This window comes from Blattabacterium cuenoti (assembly GCF_014252335.1).
Lineage (GTDB): Bacteria > Bacteroidota > Bacteroidia > Flavobacteriales > Blattabacteriaceae > Blattabacterium > Blattabacterium cuenoti_AL.
The window spans coordinates 153,192-180,156 of the sequence record NZ_CP059218.1 but is presented as its reverse complement, the minus strand read 5'-3'; the positions used below and the strand labels follow the sequence as shown (position 1 = coordinate 180,156).

The 26,965-nt window shown below is 24.4% G+C and carries 25 protein-coding genes; 16 read left to right on the top strand and 9 right to left on the bottom strand.

What is annotated here, in order from left to right; translation table 11 throughout:
- Nucleotides 1–7 precede the first annotated feature (7 nt).
- From argS to rplT, 9 genes are all read left to right on the top strand, one after another.
- Nucleotides 8–1,807, top strand: a complete 1,800-nt coding sequence (gene argS / locus H0H37_RS00840; protein ID WP_238785504.1) for an arginine--tRNA ligase — start codon at nt 8–10, stop codon at nt 1,805–1,807.
- 11 nt (nt 1,808–1,818) lie between these two features.
- Nucleotides 1,819–3,162: a signal recognition particle protein gene (gene ffh / locus H0H37_RS00835; protein ID WP_185882547.1), complete on the top strand. Its 1,344-nt coding sequence runs from the start codon at nt 1,819–1,821 to the stop codon at nt 3,160–3,162.
- Between the two features lie 111 nt (nt 3,163–3,273).
- On the top strand, nt 3,274–4,857 hold the full coding sequence (locus tag H0H37_RS00830; RefSeq protein ID WP_185882546.1) for a glycerol-3-phosphate dehydrogenase/oxidase: 1,584 nt from the start codon (nt 3,274–3,276) through the stop codon (nt 4,855–4,857).
- 44 nt (nt 4,858–4,901) lie between these two features.
- Complete coding sequence (glpK, locus tag H0H37_RS00825; RefSeq protein ID WP_185882545.1) at nt 4,902–6,413, top strand: glycerol kinase GlpK; 1,512 nt, start codon at nt 4,902–4,904, stop codon at nt 6,411–6,413.
- Between the two features lie 29 nt (nt 6,414–6,442).
- Nucleotides 6,443–7,183, top strand: coding sequence for an MIP/aquaporin family protein (locus H0H37_RS00820; protein ID WP_185882544.1), 741 nt, complete (start codon nt 6,443–6,445; stop codon nt 7,181–7,183).
- Nucleotides 7,184–7,233: 50 nt separating this feature from the next.
- Nucleotides 7,234–8,487, top strand: coding sequence for a threonine--tRNA ligase (gene thrS, locus H0H37_RS00815; RefSeq protein WP_185882659.1), 1,254 nt, complete (start codon nt 7,234–7,236; stop codon nt 8,485–8,487).
- A 35-nt stretch (nt 8,488–8,522) separates the two neighbouring features.
- Entirely contained in the window at nt 8,523–9,056 is a 534-nt protein-coding gene (gene infC, locus H0H37_RS00810; RefSeq protein ID WP_238785511.1) for a translation initiation factor IF-3, read from the top strand.
- A 5-nt stretch (nt 9,057–9,061) separates the two neighbouring features.
- On the top strand, nt 9,062–9,250 hold the full coding sequence (rpmI, locus tag H0H37_RS00805) for a 50S ribosomal protein L35 (protein ID WP_185882543.1): 189 nt from the start codon (nt 9,062–9,064) through the stop codon (nt 9,248–9,250).
- Nucleotides 9,251–9,256: 6 nt separating this feature from the next.
- Nucleotides 9,257–9,601, top strand: coding sequence for a 50S ribosomal protein L20 (gene rplT / locus H0H37_RS00800; protein WP_185882542.1), 345 nt, complete (start codon nt 9,257–9,259; stop codon nt 9,599–9,601).
- Between the two features lie 4 nt (nt 9,602–9,605).
- Here the strand turns inward: rplT and def are convergent, their stop codons facing one another.
- Nucleotides 9,606–10,109: a peptide deformylase gene (def, locus tag H0H37_RS00795; protein ID WP_185882541.1), complete on the bottom strand. Its 504-nt coding sequence runs from the start codon at nt 10,107–10,109 to the stop codon at nt 9,606–9,608.
- Nucleotides 10,110–10,117: 8 nt separating this feature from the next.
- Complete coding sequence (ruvX, locus tag H0H37_RS00790; RefSeq protein ID WP_317168513.1) at nt 10,118–10,540, bottom strand: Holliday junction resolvase RuvX; 423 nt, start codon at nt 10,538–10,540, stop codon at nt 10,118–10,120.
- 59 nt (nt 10,541–10,599) lie between these two features.
- Between ruvX and H0H37_RS00785 the strand changes: the two genes are divergently transcribed.
- The 4 genes from H0H37_RS00785 to H0H37_RS00770 are packed head-to-tail and all read left to right on the top strand — an operon-like array spanning nt 10,600 to nt 14,516.
- Complete coding sequence (locus H0H37_RS00785) at nt 10,600–11,448, top strand: 2,3,4,5-tetrahydropyridine-2,6-dicarboxylate N-succinyltransferase (protein ID WP_185882540.1); 849 nt, start codon at nt 10,600–10,602, stop codon at nt 11,446–11,448.
- A 12-nt stretch (nt 11,449–11,460) separates the two neighbouring features.
- Entirely contained in the window at nt 11,461–12,039 is a 579-nt protein-coding gene (locus H0H37_RS00780) for an L-threonylcarbamoyladenylate synthase (RefSeq protein WP_317168512.1), read from the top strand.
- Nucleotides 12,040–12,061: 22 nt separating this feature from the next.
- A complete protein-coding gene (locus tag H0H37_RS00775; protein WP_185882539.1) occupies nt 12,062–13,510 on the top strand; it encodes a CCA tRNA nucleotidyltransferase in 1,449 nt (482 codons plus the stop codon).
- Nucleotides 13,497–14,516, top strand: coding sequence for a DHH family phosphoesterase (locus H0H37_RS00770; protein ID WP_185882538.1), 1,020 nt, complete (start codon nt 13,497–13,499; stop codon nt 14,514–14,516). The genes H0H37_RS00775 and H0H37_RS00770 overlap by 14 nt, the downstream gene beginning before the upstream one ends.
- On the opposite strand, the gene H0H37_RS00765 is transcribed toward H0H37_RS00770, so the two are convergent.
- From H0H37_RS00765 to H0H37_RS00755, 3 genes are read right to left on the bottom strand one after another with little or no spacing between them, the layout of a single operon-like run.
- Nucleotides 14,500–15,057 (bottom strand): thioredoxin family protein, encoded by a 558-nt coding sequence (locus H0H37_RS00765; protein ID WP_185882537.1) that lies wholly within the window; start codon nt 15,055–15,057, stop codon nt 14,500–14,502. The genes H0H37_RS00770 and H0H37_RS00765 overlap by 17 nt on opposite strands.
- 7 nt (nt 15,058–15,064) lie before the next feature.
- Complete coding sequence (locus H0H37_RS00760; RefSeq protein WP_185882536.1) at nt 15,065–15,853, bottom strand: zinc ribbon domain-containing protein; 789 nt, start codon at nt 15,851–15,853, stop codon at nt 15,065–15,067.
- Nucleotides 15,854–15,855: 2 nt separating this feature from the next.
- Complete coding sequence (locus tag H0H37_RS00755) at nt 15,856–16,959, bottom strand: Nif3-like dinuclear metal center hexameric protein (protein ID WP_185882535.1); 1,104 nt, start codon at nt 16,957–16,959, stop codon at nt 15,856–15,858.
- Nucleotides 16,960–17,036: 77 nt separating this feature from the next.
- On the opposite strand from H0H37_RS00755, the gene lipA reads away from it, so the two are divergent.
- Nucleotides 17,037–17,891, top strand: a complete 855-nt coding sequence (lipA, locus tag H0H37_RS00750; protein ID WP_185882534.1) for a lipoyl synthase — start codon at nt 17,037–17,039, stop codon at nt 17,889–17,891.
- 12 nt (nt 17,892–17,903) lie between these two features.
- On the opposite strand, the gene H0H37_RS00745 is transcribed toward lipA, so the two are convergent.
- Nucleotides 17,904–20,507, bottom strand: coding sequence for a UvrD-helicase domain-containing protein (locus tag H0H37_RS00745; RefSeq protein WP_238785503.1), 2,604 nt, complete (start codon nt 20,505–20,507; stop codon nt 17,904–17,906).
- Nucleotides 20,508–20,603: 96 nt separating this feature from the next.
- On the opposite strand from H0H37_RS00745, the gene fbaA reads away from it, so the two are divergent.
- Together fbaA and accD are read left to right on the top strand one after the other, a co-directional pair.
- Nucleotides 20,604–21,674, top strand: a complete 1,071-nt coding sequence (gene fbaA, locus H0H37_RS00740; protein WP_185882533.1) for a class II fructose-bisphosphate aldolase — start codon at nt 20,604–20,606, stop codon at nt 21,672–21,674.
- Between the two features lie 4 nt (nt 21,675–21,678).
- Entirely contained in the window at nt 21,679–22,518 is an 840-nt protein-coding gene (accD, locus tag H0H37_RS00735) for an acetyl-CoA carboxylase, carboxyltransferase subunit beta (protein WP_185882532.1), read from the top strand.
- A 1-nt stretch (nt 22,519) separates the two neighbouring features.
- On the opposite strand, the gene guaA is transcribed toward accD, so the two are convergent.
- Genes guaA through purH form a run of 3 tightly spaced genes read right to left on the bottom strand, consistent with a single transcriptional unit; the run spans nt 22,520 to nt 26,916 of the window.
- Nucleotides 22,520–24,091, bottom strand: coding sequence for a glutamine-hydrolyzing GMP synthase (guaA, locus tag H0H37_RS00730; protein WP_185882531.1), 1,572 nt, complete (start codon nt 24,089–24,091; stop codon nt 22,520–22,522).
- Nucleotides 24,092–24,106: 15 nt separating this feature from the next.
- Nucleotides 24,107–25,363: a phosphoribosylamine--glycine ligase gene (gene purD, locus H0H37_RS00725; RefSeq protein WP_185882530.1), complete on the bottom strand. Its 1,257-nt coding sequence runs from the start codon at nt 25,361–25,363 to the stop codon at nt 24,107–24,109.
- A 14-nt stretch (nt 25,364–25,377) separates the two neighbouring features.
- Nucleotides 25,378–26,916, bottom strand: a complete 1,539-nt coding sequence (gene purH / locus H0H37_RS00720; RefSeq protein WP_185882654.1) for a bifunctional phosphoribosylaminoimidazolecarboxamide formyltransferase/IMP cyclohydrolase — start codon at nt 26,914–26,916, stop codon at nt 25,378–25,380.
- Between the last annotated feature and the right edge of the window lie 49 nt (nt 26,917–26,965).

Sequence of the window (26,965 nt, the reverse complement as noted above, 5' to 3'; positions counted from 1 at the left end):
TATTTTAATGAATGATGATTTTTTAATGAATGATGATTTTCAATCTGTAGAAAAATTAACTAAGCAAGGAATATTTATTTTATATGGTAGTAAAAAATATTGTAATAAATTATATTTTCAATATTCCTTAAAACAATCTTTTGGAGATATATCTATTATTTTATATCCTTTATCTAAAATATTAAAATCTTCAGTAGCAACAATTGGAAATAATATAGGTAATTATGTAAAAAAAGAATTAAAAGGAAAAGTCAATTTTTCTGTTGTACAAGGATTTTTAAATTTTTTTTTAGGAGATAATTATTATTTTTTATTATTAAAACAAATGTTGAATTATAAATTTTATGATGTTAAAATATCTTCTAAAACCATCATGGTAGAATATTCATCTCCTAATACAAATAAACCACTTCATATAGGTCATATAAGAAATAGTTTAATTGGTGAATCTATTTCAAAAATATTAAAAACAGTAGGTTATAATGTTAAAAAAGTTCAAATAATTAACGATAGAGGCATACATATCAGTAAATCAATGGCAGCATGGATAAAATTTGGTAATAATCAAACACCAAAAAAAATGAAAATGAAAGGAGATCATTTTGTAGGAACATATTATCGCTTATTTGAAAAAATCAATGGTGAAAATGGTATAACAACATATTTTAAGGATAATAAAACAAATGAATCTAATGATGATATGATGAAATTAGCAAGATCATTACTAATAAAATGGGAGTATGGAGATGATAAAATAATGAAAATTTGGAAAATGATGAATGGATGGGTTTATGATGGATTTAAAGAAACATATAAAAAATTAGGAATTCATTTTGATCATATAGAATATGAAAGTAAAATTTATAATTTTGGAAAAAAAATAGTTCAAGAAGGAGTTAAAAATGGAGTATTTGTAAAACAACAAGATGGATCTATTTGGATTGATTTAACAAAAGATGGATTTGATAAAAAATTGTTATTACGAGCTGATCAAACTTCTGTCTATATAACACAAGACATAGGAACTGCAATAAATAGATTTAAAATATATAACTTAGATAAATTAATTTATATTGTTGGAAAAGAACAAGAATATCATTTTCAAGTTCTATTTAAAATATTAAAGAAATTAGGATATAAATGGGTCAATAAATTAATTCATCTATCTTATGAAATGGTAGTTTTACCAGAAGGTAAAATGAAATCAAGAATAGGCAATGTAATAGAAGCAGATAAGTTCATTTCAGAAATGATTTTTTTTTCTAAAACTTCTTATTTAAAAAGAAAAAATTCAAAAATAATGAATGAACAAGATCAGATCAAATATTTTGAAGTATTAGGATTAGGAGCTATTAAATATTATTTTCTTCAAATAGATCCTAAAAAACAAATTATTTTTCATCCTGAAAAATCTATAGATTTTAAAGGTAAAACAGCACTTTATATTCAATATACATATTCTAGAATTCGTTCAATAGAAAAAAAATTTTTTGATTATTGTTTGTTGATAAAATATGAAAATTTATTAAATGTCAAATTTGATATTTATGAAAAAAATATGATAAAAATAATGTATCAATATCCTGTTATATTAAAAAAATCAGCAACAGAATTAAATCCATCTATATTAGCAAATTATGTTTATCATGTGTCTAAAATTTTTAATAATTTTTATCAAAAAAAAAAAATACTGAATCCATCAAATATTCCCTATAGCAATATGTGTATAAATATTATTCATGTTGCAGGAAATATTTTGAAATATATAATGAATTTATTAGGAATACAAGTTATTGATTATATATAATAATAAAATATATGTTTGAATATTTACAAAAAAACTTAGATAAAGCTTTCCATATTTTAAAGGGTAATAGTAAAATTACGGAAATTAATATTGCAGAAACATTGAAAGAAATACGTATAGCTCTTATAGATGCAGATGTACATCATCAAATAGCTAAAGAATTCGTTAACAAAGTAAAAGAAAAATATATTGGTAAAAAAGTATTATCCTCTTTACATCCAAGTCAACTTATAATAAAACTTATGTATGATGAATTAGTTATGATGATGGGTAAAACAAATAGAGAAATTTCCTTTTCACAAAAAAAAAATAAACCAACTATAATTTTAACTTGTGGATTACAAGGATGTGGTAAAACTTCATTTTCTGCCAAATTAGCTTTTTATTTAAAGAATAAAAAATATAAAAATCCATTATTAGTAGCTGCAGATACTCATAGGGCAGCAGCAGTTGATCAATTAGAAATATTAGCAAAAAAAATTAATATTCCAATTTTTAAGGAAAGAAATAATTCAGTAGATATTGTTAAAAACTCAATGCTTTATTCTATTCATAATAACTTGGACGTTATTATTATTGATACAGCAGGTAGATTAGCTGTTGATCAAATTATGATGGATGAAATTCAAAAAATTCATCATATTTCGAATCCAGATGAAACATTGTTTATTGTAGATTCTATGACTGGACAAGATGCAATAAATACGACAAAAGCTTTTTATAAAGTTTTAAATTTTGATGGTATTGTAATAACAAAATTAGATGGAGATAGTAAAGGTGGTGTAGCGATTACAATCTCTAGTCTTATTGGAAAACCGATTAAATTTATTAGTAATGGAGAAAAACCAAATGATATAGAATTGTTTTATCCAGAAAGAATAGCCAATAGAATTTTAGGAATGGGGGATATAGTTTCTTTAGTAGAAAAAGTTCAAGAACAATTTAATGAGGAAAAAACTAAAAAAATTTATAACAAAATTTCTAGTAATCGTTTTGATTTTGAAGATTTATTGAATCAAATACAAAAAATCAAAAAAATAGGAAATATTAAAAATATTTTATCCATGTTACCTGGAATGGAAATTTTGTTGAATAATCAAAAATCAAAACAAAATTCATTTAAAGAAATAGAATCTATGATATTATCTATGACTATTTATGAAAGACGAAATCCAAAACTATTATTTGAAATAAGTAGAAAAAAAAGAATAGCTATGGGATCTGGAAGAAATATAATTGACTTAGATCGTTTTATACAGCAATTCGAAAAAATCAATAAAATTATGAAAAATCTTAATGCTAATTCTAGTCATCAACAAATAATAAAAAATTTTTTATCCAAAATGATGGAATGATTAAATAAAATAAAATAAATTTTATTTATTTTTAATTTTATTCGTTTTAATAATAAAAATTGATTTCCAAAAATAGCAAACATGGAATGATATTAATATGAAGAATAATCCATGATGAAAGATAAAGATGTTTTTTTAGATAGAAATAGATTATTAAGTGTTGTAAAAAAAATAAAAATTTGGGATATTATTATTATTGGTGGTGGTGCAACTGGATTAGGTATTGCTTTAGATTCAGCGTCTAGAGGATATAAAACACTTCTTTTAGAACAATCTGATTTTTCTAAAGGAACTTCTAGTAGAAGTACAAAATTAATACATGGAGGAATACGATATTTAGCTCAGGGAAATATCAAGTTAGTTTATGAAGCATTAAGAGAGAGAGGATATCTATTAAAAAATGCACCTCATTTAATTAAAAAACAAAGATTTGTTATTCCTATTTTTAATTGGAAAATGGGAGTTATATATTGGATTGGGTTGAAAACATATGAATGGTTATCGGGATCATTAAGTTTTGGAAAATCAAAATTTTTATCCAAAACGGAAACATTAAATCTATTCCCTGAAATTAAGGAAGATAATTTGAAAGGAGGTATTTTATATTATGATGGACAATTTGATGATTCTATGTTTGCTATGAATTTAGCAAATACATGTGTTAAAAAAGGAGGAATACCTATAAATTATTTTCAAGTTAATAATTTAATTAAAAATAAACAATCTGGAAATAAAATATCTGGAGTAATAGCTAATGATTTAGAAAATAAACAAGAATACTTAATATCATCCAAAATAGTTATAAATGCAACTGGAGTATTTTCAGAATCTATTACTAAAATGGATAATTTTTCTTATCCTTTTGTGATAAAACCTAGTCAAGGTACACATATTGTAATAGATAAATCATTTTTTAGTAGTTCCGATGCCATTGTAATACCAAAAACATCTGATGGAAGAATCCTTTTTAGTATTCCATGGTATGATCATGTTTTAGTAGGAACAACAGATACTTTATTGGATAATATTGTTTTAGAACCAAAACCATTAGAACAGGAAATTAACTTTATTTTGCAAACTTTTGACAAATATTTTATTAATGTTCCTAAAAAACATAATATATTAAGTGTATTTTCTGGGTTGCGTCCTCTTGCAGTATCTAATAAATTCTCTTCTTCTATTACTAAAAATATTTCTAGATCTCATAAACTTATAATTAGTCCTTCTGGATTAATAACAATTATAGGTGGAAAATGGACAACTTATAGAAAAATGGCTGAAGAAGTTGTAAATCAAGCAATTAAAATTGGTAATTTAAAAAATATTCCTTCTTCAACAAAAACAATTAAAATATATCAATCTCTTTCTTCATATAAAATCGCTCCATATCATGGAGATCTAATACAAAAATTAATTAATGAAAATCCTGTATGGGGGGAACCATTAATTAATCAATTTCCTTATTATTTCATTAAAGCAGAAGTAATATGGATGGTACGATATGAAATGGCTAGAACTATTGAAGATGTTTTAGCTAGAAGGTACCGTTTATTATTTCTAAACGCTAAAAAAGCAATAGAATTAGCCCCTATCATCGCATCATTGATGGCTAAAGAACTTTCAAAAGATAAACATTGGGAACAATTACAAGTCACTAATTTTAAAAAATTAGCAATACAATATTATTATCCATAAATCTAATTTATTTATGATCAAATTATTCCTTAATTGTTTGTTATATGCGTATGAAACAATATGTACTATCACTAGATCAGGGAACTACTAGTTCTAGAGCTATTATTTTTGATAAAATTGGAAATATTATTTCTATTGCTCAAAGAGAATTTACTCAAATTTATCCATATCCTGGATGGGTAGAACATAATGCAGAAGAAATATGGTCAACTCAAGCTTCAGTAGCATTAGAAGCAATTTTAAAAGCAAATTTAGAAGGAAAAAATATTGCATCAATAGGAATTACCAATCAAAGAGAAACAACTGTTATATGGGATAAAAAAACAGGAGAACCGATATTTAATGCTATAGTTTGGCAAGATAGAAGAACATCTAATTATTGTGATAAAATCAAAAAGGATGGATTAACTGAAATGATTAGAAATAAAACAGGTCTTATCATAGATCCATATTTTTCTGCTACTAAAATAAAATGGATATTGGATAATATTCCAGGAGCTAGAAACAAAGCAGATTCTGGGTTATTAGCTTTTGGAACTATAGATTCTTGGTTAATTTGGAATTTAACAGGAAAAGCAATTCATGTTACTGATGTGACAAATGCATCTAGAACTATGCTTTTTAATATTAATACTCTAAATTGGGATCAAGATTTAATTAAATTATTTGAAATTCCAAACAATATGCTTCCAGAAGTTAAATCTTCAAGTGAAATTTTGGGATATACAACTGGGCATATTTTATCTCACAAAATTCCTATATCTGGAATTGCTGGAGATCAACAATCAGCACTGTTTGGACATATGTGTACTAAAATAGGAATGGTTAAAAATACTTATGGAACAGGTTGTTTTATGTTAATGAATGTAGGAAATAAACCTGTATTTTCACAAAATAATTTAATTACAACTATTGCATGGAAAATTAAGGACAAAGTTCAATATGCTTTAGAAGGAAGTGTTTTTATAGCTGGTGCTATTATACAATGGTTAAGAGATGGATTAGGTTTGCTTTCTTCTTCTAATGAAGCTGAACTACTGGCTTCTTCTGTCGAAAATACTGAAGGTATGTATATGGTACCAGCATTTTCTGGATTAGGTGCACCTTATTGGGATCAACAAGCAAGAGGAACTATTGTAGGAATAACTAGAGGGACATCTTCTGCACATTTTGTACGTGCTGCATTAGAAAGTATAGCTTTTCAAAATATGGATGTGCTTCAAGCAATGGAAGCAGATTCAGGAATTTCTATAAAAGAAATTCGTGTTGATGGAGGAGCTACTGTAAATCAATTATTAATGCAGTTTCAATCTGATATACTAAATGTTAGAGTTGTTAAATCAAAAATTTCTGAATTAACTGCCGCAGGAGCGGCTTACTTAGCAGGATTAGCAGTAAACTATTGGAGTAGTTTGAAGGATATTCAAGATCAATGGCAATTAGAACGTATTTTTAAACCAAAAAAAATGTCTAGTCGATTAGAAAGAATACAAGGATGGAAAAGAGCAGTTAAAACAACTCGTTCATGGTCTTCTGGAAAAAAAAATTTTTATTAATTTGTAATAAAACAATATAATATGTTGCAATGAATAACATACTTTCTGAAATTATAGGTACCATGATTTTGGTTTTTTTAGGCAATGGTGTGGTTGCTAATGTTGTTCTATCTAAAACTAAAGGAAATGATAAATCTAGAGGATGGTTAATGATTACACTTGGTTGGGCATTGGCTGTTTTTATGAGTTCTTTAGTTTCTTATCCATATAGTGGTGCTCATTTAAATCCTTCAGTAACAATAAGTTTAGCATTAGTAGGAAAATTTCAGTGGAACTTAGTTCCAAGTTATATTATTTCTCAATTTATTGGCTCAATATTAGGTGCCATCATGGTATGGGTGTTATATAGAGATCATTTTTTAGAAACTGATAGTCAAAAATGTAAATTATCAGTGTTTTCTACAATTCCTGCAATAAGTAATTTTTTTTATAATTTATTGAGCGAATGTTTAACTAGTTTTATATTTATTTTTTTGATTTTACTTTTAACAGATGAATCAGTGTCTATTTATCATACAAATCCTGATTTAGTATGGTATTTAAAATCTTTTTCTTCATCAATAATTATTTTTGGAATTGGGTTATCTTTAGGTGGACCAACAGGTTATGCTATTAATCCTGCTCGTGATTTAGGATCTAGAATTGTGTATTCATTGATTTCAATTAATGACAAAGTAAAAAGTAGTAATTGGAATTATGCAATTATTCCTATATTAGGCGCTATTTTTGGAAGTATTTTGGCTTCTATCTTTTATTTATTATTATCATAAATTTTTCTTAATTATATGATTTTAAAAAACGTAACTTTTTCTATGTTTTGATGAAAAAATATTATACAGCAATCGATCCATTAATTGATCATAAACAACTAGGACAAAAATTAAAACTTTTTATATTTTCCAATAATGTTGGACAAGGGTTACCAATGTGGTTACCTAAAGGAGTTATTTTAAGAAACAATCTAGAAAATTTTTTAACAAAAATTCAACAAAAATCTGGTTATGAAATGATTATTACTCCACATATTGGAAGTAAAAAATTATATATTCAAAGTGGACATTGGAGTAAATATGGACCAGAAAGTTTTCAACCTATTAAAACACCTGATCAAAATGAGGAATTTATTATTAAACCCATGAATTGTCCACATCATTGCGAAGTATATAAATCTCAACAATGGTCTTATAGAGATTTACCTAAACGTTTTGCAGAATTTGGAACAGTTTATCGTTATGAACAAAGTGGAGAACTTCAAGGATTGACAAGAACAAGGTGTTTTACGCAAGATGATGCACATATATTTTGTACAGATAATCAATTATGTGAAGAATTTCAAAAAGTTCTTGATTTAATTTTAAACATTTTTAAATATTTAGAATTTTATAAGTATACAGTGAGAATTTCTCTCAGAGATCCTAATAAAAAAAAATATTATCTTGGAACAGAACAAAATTGGAATAAAGCAGAAAAATATATTTTAGAAATAGTTAAAGCTAAAAAAATACATGTTATTACTAATTATGGAGAAGCTGCTTTTTATGGTCCAAAATTAGATTTTCTTGTTCAGGATTCTTTAAATAGATATTGGCAACTTGGAACTATTCAAATAGATTATAATTTACCAGAAAGATTTAATTTATGTTACATTGGCAAAAATAATGATAAATGTCGTCCAGTTATGATTCATCGTGCTCCATTTGGTTCAATAGAACGTGTTTTATCCATTATCATAGAACATACACAAGGAAATTTTCCATTATGGTTATCTCCAGATCAAGTTGTCATTATTCCTATAAGTGATAAATATATTATGTATGCCAAAAAAATTTTAAATTTAATGTTAAATTTAAAAATTCGTGTTTTTATTGACAGAAGAAACGAAAAAATGGACAAAAAAATTAGAGATTCAGAAGACCAAAAAATACCATATATGATTATTTTAGGAAATAAAGAAGAAAAAAATAAAATGTTATCTTTACGTCGTCATGGAATAGGTCATTTAGGAGTATTTTCTATAGATCACGGAATAAATCTTATTTTTAAAGAAACTGATAAAATTATAAAGCTATTATAAAAAAAAAATTTTCAAGAGTAAATAAAAGAAAAAGAATATCCCGATTTTTACCTCATAAAAAAGAATTTCATAAGATTAATGATAATATTACTGCTGTTATAATTCGTTTAGTAGGGGAATATTCTAAACAGAATGGAATTATTTCCAAAGAAATAGCTATTCAATTAGCAACTGATAAAGGTTTAGATTTAGTGGAAGTTAATCCAAAAGCAGATCCTCCAGTATGTAAAATACTGGATTATAAAAAATTTCTTTATGAACAAAAGAAAAAAAAGAAACGATTTAAGTCAAAACAAGTTAAAGTAAACACTAAAGAAATAAGATTTGGTCCTCAAATTGGAGATCATGATGGTAAAGTTAAAATTAAAAGTGCTGAAAAATTTTTAATGCGTGGAGATAAAGTAAAAGTATTTGTATTTTTCAAGGGAAGATCTATTGTATATAAAAATCAAGGAAAAATAAAACTTTTAAAATTTGCGGAAAAAATTGAAGAATATGGAAAAGTTGAACAAATGCCCGTTATGGAAGGAAAAAGAATGTATATGATATTAGCTCCAAAAAAAATGTAATTTTTATGCCAAAATTAAAAACTAAATCTGGTTCTAAAAAAAGATTTAAAAGAACATCTAATGGATTGATTAAAAAAAAACAATCTTGTAAAAATCATCTTCTGACAAAAAAATCTAAAAAAAGAAAAAGACAATTAAGAAAATTCTCTATATTAAAACATTCTGATTATAAAAAGGTAAAAAAACAATTTTAATTTATTATGCCAAGATCTACTAATGCTGTTTCTTCTAAGAAAAGAAGAAAAAAAATATTAAAATTATCCAAAGGATTTTATGGAGCAAGAAATAGAGTTTATACAGTTGCTAAAAATGCAGTGGAAAAATCTTTAGTTTATGCTTTTCATGGAAGAAAAAGAAAAAAAAGATTTTTTAGATCTATTTGGATTCAACGAATTAACGCTGGAATTCGTTTATATGGGTTATCATATTCAAAATTTATTCAAAAATTGTATAAAAAAAATATACAAATCAATAGAAAATTTTTATCAGATTTAGCTATGAATGATCAAAATTCTTTTAAAAAAATAGTAGATCAAATTTTGTAAAAATTTATTTCAATAATTTATGTACTATCATTTGTTGTTTTTTGAGAGATAAATAATCTATAAAAAGTTTACCCTCAATATGATCATATTCATGTTGAATAACTCTTGCCAATATTCCATTTAAAATTGTTTTCTTTTTTTTCCAGTTTTTATTATAATATTCTATTATAATTTCAGGTTTTCTTTTAATGGATTCTACAATTCCTGGAATACTTAAACATCCTTCTTGAAAATTATATTTTTTACCTTGTAATTTAATTATTTTTGCATTAATAAAAACTTCTTTATAATGATTGATTATATTATTATTTAATAATGGAATTTTCACTATAAACAGACGAATATTTTGACCAATTTGAGGAGCAGCTAATCCTATACCTTTTACTTCTATTATTGTTTCAAACATATTTTTTATTAATTTATTAATTTCTAATCTAGAAGATATATCTATATCTATACATTTTTTTCTTAAAATAGGATTTCCATAATAAACAATAGGTAAAATCATAATTTGAATTATTTTTTCTTCTTAGAAAGATAAGACTGTAAAATAAGAGTAGCACTAATTTTATGTAAAATAGTTTTTTTGTTATTATGTTTTTTTGTTAATCCTAAATCTATCATAGCTTGAAAAGCAATTTTAGATGTAAATCGTTCATCTAGCCTTTCTATCATAATATTTGGATATTTTTTTAAAAATTTAAATATAAATTTTTGAATAAGTTTTTCTATGGAAAAAATTTTATTATTTAAAGTTTTCGGTAAACCTATCACAATTATTTCTATTTGATTGGTTTTCATTAAAGTATCTAAGAATATCATTAAATCTTTTGTCAAAACAGAGTCAATACCAAAAGCAAAAATTTGTTTAGAATCTGTTATTGATACTCCAGTCATTACTTTTCCATAATCTATTCCTAATATTTTTTTTATTATCATGAAAAATTTATTTTTTTTTGCTATATTTCATCTTGTTTGTCATTTCATTAATATTAACTATGAAAATAAATGTAGAGAAAATAAAATTTCAAATTGAAACTGCTTGGAATGCTAATGAAGAAAATTACAAGAATAGTTGTTATAATATACAAAATACTCAAGATACTGTTATGTATGTTATAAAAAAAATGGATGAAGGATGTATTAGAGTTTCATATTTTTCGGAGGGAAAATGGAAAGTTAATGAATGGGTCAAAAAAGCAATTCTGATGTTTTTTTCAATGAGGGAAATCAATGTTATAGAAGTTGGTCCATTAGAATTTTATGATAAAATACCTATAAAAAATAAATTTAAAGAAAAAGGAGTGCGAGTTGTTCCCCCAGCTGTTGCTCGTTATGGATCATTTATTTCTCCTGGAGTCACTTTAATGCCTTCTTATGTTAATATAGGGGCTTATATAGGAAAAGATACTATGATAGATACTTGGGCCACAGTTGGTAGTTGTGCACAAGTAGGCAATCGTGTACATATTAGTGGTGGTGTTGGTATTGGAGGAGTTTTAGAACCAATACAATCCAATCCAGTTATTATAGAAGATGATGTATTTATTGGCTCTAGATGTATTTTAGTAGAAGGAGTGCTTATTGAAAAAGAAGCGGTTTTAGGTGCCAATGTAGTATTAACTTCATCTACAAAAATTTTCGATGTGACTAGAGAAGATAGAGCAATTGAAATGAAAGGTTTTATACCTAAGTCATCTGTTGTTATTCCTGGAACATATCCAAAAAAATTTCCTTCTGGAATATATCATGTTCCATGTGCATTAATTATAGGCAAAAGAAAAGATAGCACAAATAAAAAAACTTCTTTAAATGAAGTATTAAGACAACATCGTTTATCTTTTTAATTTTTTTACAATATGTCCATGTCATTTATAAATGAAATAGAACAAAGTGTGAAAATATTAAATCAAGGAAAATCTTTGCTTTATCCTACGGATACAGTATGGGGATTAGGTTGTGATCCATTTAATATACAAGCAGTAAAAAAAATATATAAAATAAAAAATAGAAAGTTGTTTAAACCTATGATTATTTTAGTAGAAAATATTAATCGTTTACATGATTTAATCACATTTATTCCTAATAAATTAATGAAATTACTAGAACAAAATATAAATAAACCCATGACTATAATATATGACAATCCTAGAAAAATAATTTCTAACTGTATTTTTATAAAACATGATAAAACTTTAGCAATACGTATAACCATGGATACATTTTGTTACAACTTAATCAAAAATTTAGATAAACCATTAATATCTACTTCTGCAAATTTATCTGGGGATCCAACTCCAAAATCTTTTTCTGAAATTCATCCATCTATATTGAATAAAATTGATTATGCTGTTAATTTTCGTAGACAAGAAAAATCTATGTATAATGAATCTTCTATTATAAAATTGGTTTCTAATCAAATCACAATATTACGTTAATAACTTGTATTGTATAACGAACATGAATCTCATTTCAGCTATTAACGAAAATATATTTAAAATAATTACTCATGCCGCAATAAATATAGAACAAGATTCTTATGTAATAGGAGGATATGTACGTGATTTTTTACTGGGGGTTAACAAATATGCATCTGCAACAGATTTAGATATTTTAACTATAGGAGAAGGAATTAAATTAGCTAAAGAAGTTTCTAAATATATTACACCATCTCCAAAAATCAACATATTTAAACGTTTTGGGACAGCTATGTTAGAATATAAAAATAAAAAAATAGAATTTGTAGGATCTAGAAAAGAATCCTATAATATTTTCAGTAGAAATCCTATGATAACACCTGGTTCTTTACAAGATGATCAAAATAGAAGAGATTTTACTATTAATGCTTTAGCAATTAGTTTAAATAAAACAAATTATGGTCAATTGATTGATCCATTTGGTGGATTATTAGATTTAAGAAAAAAAATATTAAGAACCCCATTAAATTCTGATATTACTTATTCTGATGATCCGTTAAGAATGATAAGGGCTATCAGATTTGCAACTCAATTACAGTTTATCATTGATAAATCTTCTTTTCAATCAATTAAAAAAAATAAACATAGAATTAGTATTATTTCTATAGAAAGAATTGTAGAAGAATTACATAAAATTATATTAACTCAAAATCCTTCTGTAGGCATATTATTATTATATCAGTCTGGATTATTACAAAAAATATTACCGGAATTATCTGTATTACAAGGTATAGAAACAAAATATGGATATAAACATAAAGATAATTTTTTTCATACATTAAAAGTATTAGATAATATTAGTAAAAATAAAGATCATACTATATGGTTAAGGTGGGCAGCTTTACTTCATGATATTGGAAAAACGAATACAAAAAAATTTATTCCAAAAATAGGATGGTCTTTTCATGCACATGAATTAGTAGGATCTAGAATGATTTCAAATATATTTAAAAGATTAAAGTTACCACAAGGATCTCCTATGAAATATGTCACAAAAATTATTAGAAATAGTTATAGACCAATAGCATTAATATCTGATAATACTAGTGATTCTGCAATACGTAGATTATTATTTGATATGGGAGATGATATAGATGATTTAATACGATTATGTGTAGCGGATATTACGACAAAAAATATAAAAAAACAAACAACATATAAAAAAAATTTTTTTCTTTTAGTTAGAAGAATAAAACAATTAGAAAAACAAGATAAAATAAAAAATTGGAAATCACCTATATCAGGAAATGATATTATGAACGCTTTTGATATTACTCCATGTAAACAAATAGGAATTATTAAGAATTATATTAAAGAGTCGATTTTAGAAGGAAGGATATATAATGAATATAATTCAGCATATTTAATGATGTTACAAAAAGGTGATGAATTAGGATTAAAAAGAAAAATTAGTAGTAATGTGGTTATATAATATTGACGGAAAAGAAAAAAAAACAATAATACTATTAATTCATCCTAACCCAGATGGCGATGCATTAGGATCTTCTTTAGCACTATATTTTTATTTAAAGAAATTACAACATGATGTTTACTTAATTTCACCTACAGAATATTCAGAATTTTTTAGATGGCTTCCAGGAAATGATAATATTATTATTTTTTCTGATAAAACAGAAAGTTTTATAAAAAAGAAGGTATCTAATTCAGATTATTTATTTGTTATTGATTTTAATAATTTATCTAGATTATATAGAATAAAAAATATGAAATACTTGTTTTCCAATTATAAAGGAAAAACAATATTAATTGATCATCATCCTTTTCCATCTAAATTTGATTTTATGTTGTTTGATTATACAGTTTCAGCAACTAGTATATTAATTTATAGATTAATATACAATATGAATAATTTAGATAAAATTGATAAAAATATAGCTACTTGTTTATATGTTGGCATAATAACTGATACCGGATTTTTTAGATTTCCATCTGTTACATCCGAAACTCATTTTATCGCTATTAAATTACTAGATCAAGGAATTGATATTCAAAATATTTATTTCCATCTTAAAGTAACATATAATATATCAAAATTAAAGATATTATCACAAGCTTTAAACAAAATTCAGATAATAGATCAATATAGAACAGCTTATACTAGTATTAATGAATCAGATATGAGATATATTAATTCATATAATAAAAGTGATACAGATGGGATTGTTACCTACGGGTTAGGAATAAAAAATATTGTTTTTTCTGTGTTCTTTTTCGAGGAATATAAAACTTCAACAATTAAAATTTCTTTTCGTTCAATAGGTACATTTGATGTGAATAAATTTGCACGTACCCATTTTCAAGGTGGAGGACATAAAAACGCAGCAGGAGGAATATCTTACACCAGTCTTTCTGAATCAATTGATTATTTTTTAAATATTATTAAAAAATATAAAGAAAATCTTACTTTGTCCATTTAATATTACATCCTTGACTTGGTTTTTTTATAAATTTTATTTTTTTATTTGTTAATATATTATCTAGTATTTTTTGTATAGATATTCCAGATACTGGAATATTATTTCCTGGTCTTGAATCGTCAAATTGACCATAATAACATAAATTTTGATATTTATCAAAAATAAAAAATTCTGGTGTACATGTTGCTCCGTAATATTTTGCAACTTCTTGTGTTTTATCAAAAAAATAAGGGAAAGGATATCCTAATTTATGTGCAACTTTGTGCATATTTTCAGGAGAATCTTCTGGATATTGTTTAATATCATTAGAATTAATAGATATAAATGATATATTTTTATTAATATATTCATTAGATAATATAATTAGTTGGTTATTAATATGTTGAACAAATGGACAATGATTGCAAATAAACATAATTACAGTTCCTATATCAGAAAAAAACTCTTTTAAATCTTGTTGTTTACCAGATTTAGTTTCTAATAAGTAAAAATTTTTTAGTTGTTTATGTTTAATATCGTAAGCAGAATAAGTAATGACCATAATATTATTATTTTTTTTTATTCAAAAGAGAATATTTTTTTCTTTCTTCTATAGCTAGTTCTTCATCTATTAGTATTCTGCCACTATGTTCATCTATTAATAATTTATTTCTTTGCATAAGTTCAGAATATTTTTGTGGTGTAATAAGTAAATAAGATCCTAATGGAGCACCTCTTTGAACTGGAGATACTGCAATTCCATTTTTGACTCCATGTCTTATTCGTATATAAGTTTGTAATAATTCTTTATCTAATTCCTTTGAAAGTATGTTGGCTTGTTTTCTTAATAATTCTTCTTCTTTTTCATTTTCTAAATAAATTTGATCTAATTCTATTTTTTTATGAATGATATGTTCTTTTTCATTTTTAAATGTTATTTCTTGTTGTTCCAAAAGTATTTTATAATTATTAATTTGTTGGGTAATTTCTTTGATTTTTTTGTGATATAATTGGATTTCTAATTTTTGATAATCAATTTCTTTATTCAAAGAATATAATTCCTTATCATTTCTTATATTATTTTTTTGTTTTTTATATTTTATAATTAATAAATCCGATTGTTTAATCTCTTTTTGTTTTTGTAAAATTTCTTCATTCAAAGCATGAAGATGATTTTTAGTATTTTCTAATAATTTTTTTGTTTTTTCAAGTTCATCTTGTATAATCTTAATTTCTATAGGTATATTGATACGAAATTCTTTAATTTCATCTATACGAGTATCTATTAATTGAAGTTTGTATAATTTTCTCAATTTATCTACTACTTGTACTTGAATACTTTTTTCTTTGTTTTTCATTTTTAATAAAAATATTGAATTGGATTTGTACAAATTGAGGATTCTGCAATATCAATTGAGGAAAATCTTTGTTGTAAAAAAGATTTTATTATTATTTTATTAAATTTTTCAGATTCATAATGATTAATATCAATAAGAAAAATTTTATTTGTTGATTTCAAAAAATCATGATATTTTAAATCAGATGAAACAAAAACTTGATATTTTCCTTTTATAGCATGTTCAATTCCAAAACTACCTGATCCTGATATTATAGCTATTTTCTTTAATTCTTTACCAGTAAAGAAAGAATGTCTTATATAAGACAATGACATTTTGGTTTTTAAAAAACGTAAAAAATCATATTCATTCATTTCTTTCTTTAAAAAACCGGATATGCCTATTCCTAAACGTGAATTATAATTTTCTAAATTATAAATTTCATAAGCTACTTCTTCATAAGGATGACTTGTAAAAAGAGCGTTTTTAATAGAGTGAATTTTATGATATGGAAAAATAACATTTATACAAGTTTCTTTTTCAATATTAAAATGTTGTTTTTTACCAATAGTAGGGTTAGCATCTTCATTTCCTAGAAAAGTTCCAATACCATCAAAATTATAACTACAACAACTATAATTGTTAAATTCACCAGCTCCAGCAGAAAATAAAGAGTTTCTAACTCTTTCTGCATAAGATATAGGAACATAAGTTGTTAATTTTTTTATGATGCCTTTTTTAGGAAATAATACTTTAGTATTATATAAATCTAATATGTTAGATATGTAAGAATTAATTCCATTCCATATAACATCTAAATTGGTGTGAATAACGTAAATAGATATATTATTTTTTAATGATAAAATAATAATTCTTTCTTGACTAATTAATCCAGTTAATTTGTTTATTGGTTTAAAAAGTATAGGATGAAAAGAAATGATTAAATTACATGTCTTCTTTATAGCTTCTTCTATTATTTCCTCTGTAATATCTAAAGTTATCAATAGTTTTCTAACTATTTGTTCATACGATCCTATAATTAATCCAACATTATCATACGGTTCAGAATATTCTATTGGAGCAAAATTTTCTAATTGATCTGTAATATTTTTTACTGTTATATCCATAAAGGTTTAGCAAATTTAAAAAAAAAATTATTTTCATAAAAACATAAAATTATATTTTTGGAACTAAAACTAGTTTTATGAATATTATGAAAAAAAAACCGGATTGGATAAAAGTTAAATTTTCAATTGGCACAAATTATAAAAAAATTAAAAAATTAATTGTTTTACATAATTTAAATACCATTTGTCAAAGTGCAAATTGTCCAAATATAGGAGAATGTTGGGGTAAAGGGGTAGCAACTTTTATGATTTTAGGATCTATTTGTACTAGATCATGTAGATTTTGTGGAGTAAAAACTGGAAAACCTGATAATATTGATTGGAAAGAACCAGAAAAAATAGCTAAATCAATTCAAATATTAAACCTCAATCATGTCGTTATTACTTCTGTTAATAGAGATGATTTAAAGGATATGGGTACATATATTTGGGAAAATACTATAAAAAAAATCAGACAATTCAATCCTAAAATTACAATAGAAACATTAATTCCAGATTTCCAAGGGAACCACAAAATAATAGATAGAATCATAAAATTAAATCCAGAAATCATTTCTCATAACTTAGAAACTGTTTATAGACTAACAAAAGAAGTCAGAATTCAAGCAAAATATGATAGGAGTCTTTTTGTATTGAAATATATTAAAGAAAAAAATACTAAAATTAGGACAAAAACCGGTATTATGTTAGGATTGGGTGAAACAAAAGAAGAAGTATTAGCAACAATGAAAGATATAAAACATTCTAAAGTAGACATTTTAACAATTGGACAATATTTGCAACCTTCTATCAAACATTTTCCAGTACGTTTTTTTGTATCTCCAGGAGAATTTTTAGAATATGAAAAAATTGGATTAAAAATGGGATTCAAATATGTAGAAAGTGGCCCATTAGTTCGTTCATCTTATCACGCGGAAAAACACGTATTATAAATAATTAAATAATTATTTGATATTTCCAAATGAATAATGAAATTTATTTTTATTCCACATTTTTTGTTCTTTTAATAATGTTTTAAGATAAAAATAAACTGATTTATCATCTTGTTTAGAAAAAATAAATAATTTCTCTATAGCACGAGTAGTAGCTACATATAATAAGTTCGTATTTTCAAATTGTGATTGATAAAGACTATCTTCATAAAGATTACATAAATGTGAATCATAATGTGTTTTTATATATGTTTCTAAATTAGAATTGATTTCTAAATACACTTTATCTAATCCATGATATAATTTTGGATTAATGTTGATCCATATTCCTTCTTTTAGTTTGGATGTTATCTTCCAATCAGCAAAAGGTAATATAACAATCGGAAATTGTAATCCCTTTGATTTATGTATAGTCATGACACGAATGGCATTGATATTATCAGTATATGTAATACTAATTTTACATTTTTTATATTCCCAATATTCTAAAAAATCTATCATAGAATTACCTATAATTTTTTTAGATTTATGAATAAAATTTAAAAAAGAATATATGAATGATTTATTATTTGAATTGAGCAAATCAAACATATCAATAATTTTTTCTGCTATATAATACAGAGATTTATTATACATTGTATCCAAATTGAAAAATATCTTATTTATTTTACTTTTTATGATGACATTAATAATATTGATTAAATATAAATTTAATGGTAAATGCAATATTTTTTTAATAAAATCATGTATATCATAGTTCAATAACACTGATTGTTTTTTCATCAGTAATAATAAAATTATAGCAATTCTATGTTTAATACAGTTGGGATTGATATAAAGATAAAAAATATGTATAATAATTTTAATATCTATACTATTCTTGAGAAGAAAAGAAACATTTGTATTGACATAAAATCCATTTTTTATTAATTGTTCATACAAAAAATATCCTTCTTCGTTTTTTCTTACTAAAATTGCTATATCTGATAAGTTATATTTGTTTTTTAATAAATTATTAATAATTTTTTCTGTATGTTCATAAACATATTTTTTATGATTTGTTTGTGTTTTACCAATAAAATATAATTTTACATATCCTCCAGGTTTTTTAAATATTTTTTGTGTAGATGTTTTATATATTTTGTTATAAATAGAAGACTGAAAAAAGTTTGATATAGAATAGTATAGAAAATTATTAAATTTTACTATTTCTTCAAAACTACGAAAATTAGTTTTTATATAAAAAATTTTTTTATGATAATATTTAGAAGGAGTATATAAAAGATTAAAAAATGATTTTGAATCTCCTCCTCTAAATCGATAAATTGATTGTTTTGGATCTCCTACAATTATAACAGTTCCGTTTTCTGATAATGTATTTTCTATTAATATTTTTATATTTTGCCATTGTAAATATGAAATATCTTGAAATTCATCAATCAGATAATGTTTGTATTGTGTTCCTATTTTTTCATAAATTATTGGTGGAACAATATTTTTTATTATATGATTATAAAGTATTTGATTTAATTCTTCATTAAGTAAAATTTTTTTATCTTCTTTTAATAAAACTAATTCTTTCTCTATTTCATCTATTAGAATAAATAAATTCAAATTTTTTAAAATTAGTTTGTCTATAATATATGATGAGATACCTAATTTATAAATTAAAACAGCTTTTTTATATAAATCAATAATATGTGATTGGTATTTATTAATTAATTGTTTTTGATATACATTAGCATTCTTATTGTATAATGTATGATTTTCTATTTTTTCAAAAACAATAATTGGAGATTTTTTTATGTTGCAAATATTTTTTAAAAATTTTGGAATTAGTTTATAATACAAAGAAGAATTTATAATAGAAGTACTTGTTAAAAAATTAATAAATTTATTTCCTTGTTTTTTACATTCATTTTCAAAAACAGTTGTTCTATATAATAAGGTATTTTTTAAATTTATCCAATCTTTTGTAGATTGTTTTTTTATTCCAATCATTGGTAAATAGTGAATTTCTTTCACTATTAATTTTAAAATTTTCATCAATTCTAACTTGATATCCCAATTTTTTCCTGACTGTAGTTTTTCTAATGAATATTTTTTTAAAAAAAAATTATTAACTTGTTTTGTTGTATTATAATAATTAAGTTTATATAATATTTGTTCTGATACTTCTAATAAAAATTCATTGGTATTAATTTCTAAATTGAATTTTTTATTTACAAAAAAAGATTGAATAATATGATAAGTAAATTTATCTATTGTTTGTACAGAAAATGATGAAAAATCATTCAAAATAGATAACAATATTTTTTTAGAACGTTTTTCAAGTTCTTGATCAGTAAGATTTAATTTGTTTTTTAAATTTTTTTTCCAAGAATCGTATTCTTTATTAGTTGTATATTCTGTGTTTTTAGCAAAATATTTAATACATTGTAATATTCTGTCTTTTAATTCTTCAGAAGATTTATTAGTAAACGTTAAACATAATATTCTTGTAAATTCGTTTTTATTATCACTTTGTAATAATATGTATAAATAATTTTGTGCTAAACAATTTGTTTTTCCAGAACCTGCAGAGGCATTATATATTTTTAATATAGATGTAGTCAAAATAAAATAAATGGTAATGAATAAAAATGTTTTTTACGAATTTCAAGAAAAAAATCTTTTTTACATTTGTTGATCCATTATTAAATATATATACAAATGTCTGAAAAATTTCCTTATGGAGTAGCTACCGGCAATTTAGTTAAAGAACTATTTGATTACGCTAGAGAAAATAATTTTGCTATACCTGCAGTTAATGTTATTGGTACTAATACAATGAATGCTGTGATGGAAACAGCATCAAACTTGCATGCGCCAGTAATTATTCAATTATCTAATGGCGGAGCACGTTTTAATGCTGGACAAGGACTGAATAATCATAATCAATTAGCAGCTATTAGAGGATCAGTAACCAGCGCGCTTCATATTCATGAATTATCTCAGCATTATAAATCTATAGTTATTCTTCATACTGATCATTGTTCAAAAAATGATCTTCCATGGATAGAAGGATTACTAAATGAAAATAAAAAATATTATAAACGTTTTGGAAAAACATTATTTAGTTCACATATGTTAGATCTTTCTCAAGAATCTCTAGAAAATAACATTAAATTGTGTGAAAAATATTTTGAAATAATGAATAAAATGAAAATGACTATTGAAATAGAACTGGGTATTACAGGTGGAGAAGAAGATGGTGTTGACAATTCAAATATAGAAAATGAAAAATTATATACTCATCCAAAAGATGTTTCATTTGCATATGAACAAATGACAAAAATTAGTCATAACTTTATTGTAGCTGCTTCTTTTGGAAATGTTCATGGTGTATATAAACCTGGAAATGTGATATTACGTCCAATATTATTGAAAAATTCACAGGAATATATACAAAAAAAATTTCATACAAAAAAAAATCCTGTTTTGTTTGTATTTCATGGAGGTTCAGGATCTTCTAAACAAGATATTAAAAATGCTATTAATTATGGAGTCATTAAAATGAATATAGATACAGATTTACAATATGCTTTTACTTGTGGAGTACGTGATTATATAAATAAAAATAATAAATATATTCAAAAACAAATAGGTAATCCAAAAGGAGATAATATTCCAAATAAAAAATATTATGATCCAAGAGTTTGGCTTAGAGAAGGAGAACTGTATTTTAGCATGTTTTTAAAAAAATATTTCAAATTATTGAATAATATTAACACTTTATCATAAAATCATGGCATGGTTTCTAAGAAAAAAAAGAAATATTATTACACCCACAAAAAATAGAAAAGAATTACCAAAAGGTCTTTGGTACAGGACACCAAGTGGAAAAATTATAGATACAGAAGAACTTAAAAAGAATGCTTATGTTAGTCCAGAAGATGGATATCATGTAAGAATTCGTAGTCAAGAATATTTTGAAATTCTTTTTGAAAATGGAAAATTTTTAGAAATAAATGTTAATATAATTAGTAAAGATCCTATGAAATGGATAGATAGAAAAACATATGAAGAGAGGATAATAGATGCTAGAAAAAAAACCAAATTATATGATGCTATTAGAACAGGAATTGGAAAAATAAAAGGATTAGATTTGGTAATTTCTTGTATGGATTTTTCTTTTATAGGAGGATCAATGGGTTCTGTAGTAGGAGAAAAAATATCTAGAGCAATTAAATATTGTATTGAAAATAAATATCCATATGTATTGATTTCTAAATCTGGAGGTGCTAGAATTATGGAATCATCTTTTTCTTTGATGCAGATGGCGAAAACAATTGCTAGATTAACTCAATTAAGAGATTCACGAATACCTTATATTTCTGTTCTGACTGATCCGACTACGGGTGGGGTGACTGCATCATATGCATTACTTGGAGATATAAATATTGCAGAACCTGGTGCATTAATTGGTTTTGCAGGACCACGAGTTATTAGAGAAACTATTGGGCATGATCTACCTAAAGGGTTTCAAACTGCTGAATTTTTATTAGAACATGGATTTATAGATTTAATTTCTTCTAGAACTGAATTGAAAAATAATCTGTATAAATTAATTTCTATGATGATATAATCTATTCCCATTCAATAGTAGATGGAGGTTTGGAAGTAATATCATATACTATACGATTAATTCCTTCTACTTCATTAACAATTCTATTTGATATATTTTCTAAAAATTCATAAGGCAGATAAGCAAAAGTTGATGTCATAAAATCTTTTGTATTAATTGCACGTAATACTGCAGTATATTCATATGTTCTTTTGTCTCCCATAACTCCTACAGATTTGATTGGTAATAAAATTATAAATGCTTGATCTACATGTTGATAAAGATTAGCTTTTTTTAATTCATGTATAAGAATCGTTTCTGCCTTTTTAAGAATATCAATTTTTTTTTTATTTACTTTTCCAATAATCCGAATGCTGAATCCAGGGCCAGGAAATGGATGTTTATATAAAATTTCTTTCGAAATTCCTAGTTCTTCACCTATTTGTTTTACTTCATCTTTAAATAACATTTTTAATGGTTCAAGAAGTTTAATATTGACATCCTTTGGAATTCCACCAACATTATGATGAGATTTTATCATTACATGATTCATATTTTTTGTTAATTGGGGATCTATAGATGATTCAATCATATCTGAATAAATAGTTCCTTGTGCTATAAATCCTATATTTTTAATTTTTTTTGCTTCTGCCTGAAAAATATTAATAAATTCTTGTCCTATTAATTTTCTTTTTTCTTCTGGATCAATTACTCCATTTAAAATAGATACAAAACGTTGTTTTGCATCTATAATTTTTATATAAAGATTTATTTTTTTGCATGATAAAATTATTTGTTTTGTTTCAGATTCTATCAATAATCCAGTATCTACAAAAATACAGTATAAATGAGAACCAATCGATTTATGTAGTAAATATGCAGTAACATATGAATCTATACCACCTGATAATCCTAATAATACATTTTTCTTTTTTGTTGTTGTTTTTATTTGGTTTATAGTTTTTTGTATAAACTGTTTAAAAAAATTATTATATTTTAATTGTGGTATACATTTACATATTTTGAAAACAAAATTTTTAATCATTACTTGTCCGAACTCAGTGTGAGTTACTTCTGGATGAAATTGTAATGCATAAATATGTTGGTCTAAATTACAACATGCTGAAATAGAAGAAGAAGTGGTGTATCCAATGATTTTCAAGTTGTTTGTAATTTGTTTAATTTCATCATAATGGCTCATCCAAACAATAGATTGTTTTGGAATTTCATGAAATAATAAATTATTATTTACTTCATTATTTATGAAAAACTTGGTTTTTCCATATTCTTTATGTTTGGATGGAAGAATTTTTCCTCCAAACAGAAATACAAGCAATTGCATTCCATAACAAATTCCAAGTATAGGAATATTTAATTGAAAAATTGATCGTGATATTAATGGTGGATTCTTTTCATAAACAGAAAATGGTCCTCCTGATAAAATTATACCATTTGGCATTATGGATTGAATATATAATATAGAAGTATGATATGGATATATTGTTGCATTAACTCCAATTTCTCTTATTTTTCTCGCTATGAGATGAGTATATTGAGAGCCAAAATCTAGTATTAATATAAAATCTTTTTTCATTTTATGATTTATTAATTATAATAATCCAATGTCTTTTCTAAAATAACAATTTTTAAAAACAATTTGTTTTACTTTATTATAGGTATTTATTCTAGCTTCATATATTGATTTTCCTAATCCGACTAAATTTAAAACTCTTCCACCAACTGTTATCCATTTATTATATTCTTGTTTAGCACCAGCAATAAAAAATGGTTCTTTTAATAAATTAATTCCCTGTATAATGTGTCCAGTTTTATATTCATTTGGATATCCTTTTGAAGATAAAACAACACAACAAGAACATAAGTTTTTCCAAAAAACTCTTATATTGGTTTTTAACATAGCATCTCGTAAAATTTGTAAAAAATTACTATTCATAATTGGTAATAAAGATTGAGTTTCAGGATCTCCCATCCTAGTGTTATATTCCAATAAATAAATTTTATTCGATGGAGTAATCATTAATCCAAAATAAATAAACCCAGAAAACATCAAATTTTCTGCAAACAGTCCTTCTACAGTTGGTGCTAATATATGTTTTTGAAAATCTCTCCAAATATCTTTTGTCATATATGGATTAGGTGAAATAGATCCCATTCCACCAGTATTATGTCCTGTTTCTGCTTCACCTATTTTTTTATAATCCATAGCAGATAAAAAAGGAATTATTTGTTTACTGTTCAAAATAGAAATAATTGACGATTCCTTACCTATTAATTTTTCTTCTATTATAATTTTTTCTCCTGATTTTCCAAATTTTTTATCTATCATTATAGAATGTAATGCTTGTTCAGCTTCTATTTTATTATTAATAATAATTACTCCTTTTCCTTCAGCAATTCCATTAGTTTTTATAACTAATGGGTATGTGGTAGTTTTGATAAAATTGAAAGCATCTATATATGAAGAAAAACTATGATATTTAGGAGTTCTAATTCCATATTTGTTCATAAATGATTTGGCAAATAATCTATCTCCTTCTAATTGAAAAGAATACAAATTTGGGCCTAATATTGGTAATCCAAAATGTTTAAAGCGATTTACTATTCCATAAAATAAAAATGTTTCTGAGCCTACTACCGTAAGATCTATATTATTAATTTTTACAAATGAACAAATATTGTCTATTATATTATTGTTATCAATATCATCAAATTTAATATTTATGCCTATATGATTTGTCCCCCCATTGCCAGGATAAAAATAAAGTTTTATGGCTGGTGAATCTTGCAATAATTTTTTACCCATAGCATGTTCACGTCCACCACTACCAAGAATTAAAATTTTCATAAATTAATTATTTGTTAATGTTTAAAATGTCTAATTCCAGTAAATCCCATTGCGATACCATATGTATCACAGGCAATTATAGATTCATTATCTCTAATAGATCCTCCTGGTTGAAGAATAGCACTTATTTTTCCTGACATAGCGATTTCATCTACTATATCTCTAAATGGAAAAAAGGCATCAGAAACAAGTACCATATTTTCTATTTTTTTTTCTAATGCTCTTTGAATGGCTTGACGCGCCGCCCAAATACGATTTGTTTGTCCACCAGAAATACCTAATGTTTGAGTTCCTTGAGATAACACAATTGCATTAGATTTCACAAATTTTACAATTTTGTTTGCAAATAATAAAGAAGAAATTTCTTCATTAGAAAATTGTTTTTTAGTAACAATTCTATAAGTATTATTATCACAATTATTATATTGTTGAACTAATATTCCTCCATCTATTTGAAAAAATTCTATTTTTGTGTCTGTAATTTTATTATTTATACGAATAATTCGTATGTTTTTTTTTGTTTTTAAAATATCTAATGCTTCTTGTGAATAACCAGTAGATAATATTATTTCTAAAAATATATTGTTTATATTTATAGCTAATTCTTTATGTATTATTGGCATGTTGAAAGCCATAATGCCTCCAAAAGAAGAAATTTTATCCGATTCATAAGTTTTTTGAAAAGCGTCTAAAATATCTTGTCCTATTGCTACTCCACAAGGAGTAGAATGTTTAACTATACAACAGGTAGGTTGATTAAATTCTGATACAATTTTCCATGCAACATCCATATCTTTTAAGTTATTTAACGACAATAATTTACCATGTAATTGATTAAAATTTTGCATACTTCCTGTACCTATATGAGTAGGCCTAATATAATAAGCAGCTTTTTGATGCGGATTTTCTCCATATCTGAGATCCATTTCTTTTTTATAAATTTTATTAAAATACATAGGAAAATCTTCTTGTTGATTTACCATGAAAAATTTTGAAATACATAAATCGTAATAAGAAGTAATATTAAATGCTTTTGCTGATAATGTTTTTCTCAAACTAAAAGATATATTACCATGCTTTTCTATTTCTTGTTTTACTAATATATAATCATCAGTATCTGCAATAGGAGTTACATAAAAAAAATTTTTTGCTGCAGCTCTTAATAAAGATGGGCCACCTATGTCAATAAATTCAATTAATGATTGAAGAGAATATGTTTTTTGTTTTTCAAAAAATGGATAAAAATTGACTATAACTATATCAATAGGTGTTATAGATTTCATTTTCATAAAATCCATATGTTTATTAATAGAACGATTTGCTAATATTCCTATATAAATGTTTGGATGAAGAGTTTTAATTCTTCCATCTAATATTTTTTCATTGGAGTCAAATAAATGTGATACAGACTGTACTTTATGTATACCATGTTTTTTTAAATAATGATAAGTTCCTTCAGTAGCCATTATTTGATATCCATTATCCTTGAGAAACTCAACAAAGTTCAATATTTGTTCATTTTTTTTATAAACACTAATTAAAGCACCTTTCATTTTCATAAACACACAATAAATAAATATTCATTACAACAGTGTTGTGTAA

Bases quoted from the DNA above. Each gene is read 5' to 3' on its own strand.
- argS (WP_238785504.1), top strand. From the start codon at position 8: ATGAATGATGATTTTTTAATGAATGATGATTTTCAATCTGTAGAAAAA.
- ffh (WP_185882547.1), top strand. From the start codon at position 1,819: ATGTTTGAATATTTACAAAAAAACTTAGATAAAGCTTTCCATATTTTA.
- H0H37_RS00830 (WP_185882546.1), top strand. From the start codon at position 3,274: ATGATGAAAGATAAAGATGTTTTTTTAGATAGAAATAGATTATTAAGT.
- glpK (WP_185882545.1), top strand. From the start codon at position 4,902: ATGCGTATGAAACAATATGTACTATCACTAGATCAGGGAACTACTAGT.
- H0H37_RS00820 (WP_185882544.1), top strand. From the start codon at position 6,443: ATGAATAACATACTTTCTGAAATTATAGGTACCATGATTTTGGTTTTT.
- thrS (WP_185882659.1), top strand. From the start codon at position 7,234: ATGAAAAAATATTATACAGCAATCGATCCATTAATTGATCATAAACAA.
- rpmI (WP_185882543.1), top strand. From the start codon at position 9,062: ATGCCAAAATTAAAAACTAAATCTGGTTCTAAAAAAAGATTTAAAAGA.
- rplT (WP_185882542.1), top strand. From the start codon at position 9,257: ATGCCAAGATCTACTAATGCTGTTTCTTCTAAGAAAAGAAGAAAAAAA.
- def (WP_185882541.1), bottom strand. From the start codon at position 10,109: ATGATTTTACCTATTGTTTATTATGGAAATCCTATTTTAAGAAAAAAA.
- ruvX (WP_317168513.1), bottom strand. From the start codon at position 10,540: ATGATAATAAAAAAAATATTAGGAATAGATTATGGAAAAGTAATGACT.
- H0H37_RS00785 (WP_185882540.1), top strand. From the start codon at position 10,600: ATGAAAATAAATGTAGAGAAAATAAAATTTCAAATTGAAACTGCTTGG.
- H0H37_RS00780 (WP_317168512.1), top strand. From the start codon at position 11,461: ATGTCCATGTCATTTATAAATGAAATAGAACAAAGTGTGAAAATATTA.
- H0H37_RS00775 (WP_185882539.1), top strand. From the start codon at position 12,062: ATGAATCTCATTTCAGCTATTAACGAAAATATATTTAAAATAATTACT.
- H0H37_RS00770 (WP_185882538.1), top strand. From the start codon at position 13,497: ATGTGGTTATATAATATTGACGGAAAAGAAAAAAAAACAATAATACTA.
- H0H37_RS00765 (WP_185882537.1), bottom strand. From the start codon at position 15,057: ATGGTCATTACTTATTCTGCTTACGATATTAAACATAAACAACTAAAA.
- H0H37_RS00760 (WP_185882536.1), bottom strand. From the start codon at position 15,853: ATGAAAAACAAAGAAAAAAGTATTCAAGTACAAGTAGTAGATAAATTG.
- H0H37_RS00755 (WP_185882535.1), bottom strand. From the start codon at position 16,959: ATGGATATAACAGTAAAAAATATTACAGATCAATTAGAAAATTTTGCT.
- lipA (WP_185882534.1), top strand. From the start codon at position 17,037: ATGAATATTATGAAAAAAAAACCGGATTGGATAAAAGTTAAATTTTCA.
- fbaA (WP_185882533.1), top strand. From the start codon at position 20,604: ATGTCTGAAAAATTTCCTTATGGAGTAGCTACCGGCAATTTAGTTAAA.
- accD (WP_185882532.1), top strand. From the start codon at position 21,679: ATGGCATGGTTTCTAAGAAAAAAAAGAAATATTATTACACCCACAAAA.
- guaA (WP_185882531.1), bottom strand. From the start codon at position 24,091: ATGAAAAAAGATTTTATATTAATACTAGATTTTGGCTCTCAATATACT.
- purD (WP_185882530.1), bottom strand. From the start codon at position 25,363: ATGAAAATTTTAATTCTTGGTAGTGGTGGACGTGAACATGCTATGGGT.
- purH (WP_185882654.1), bottom strand. From the start codon at position 26,916: ATGAAAGGTGCTTTAATTAGTGTTTATAAAAAAAATGAACAAATATTG.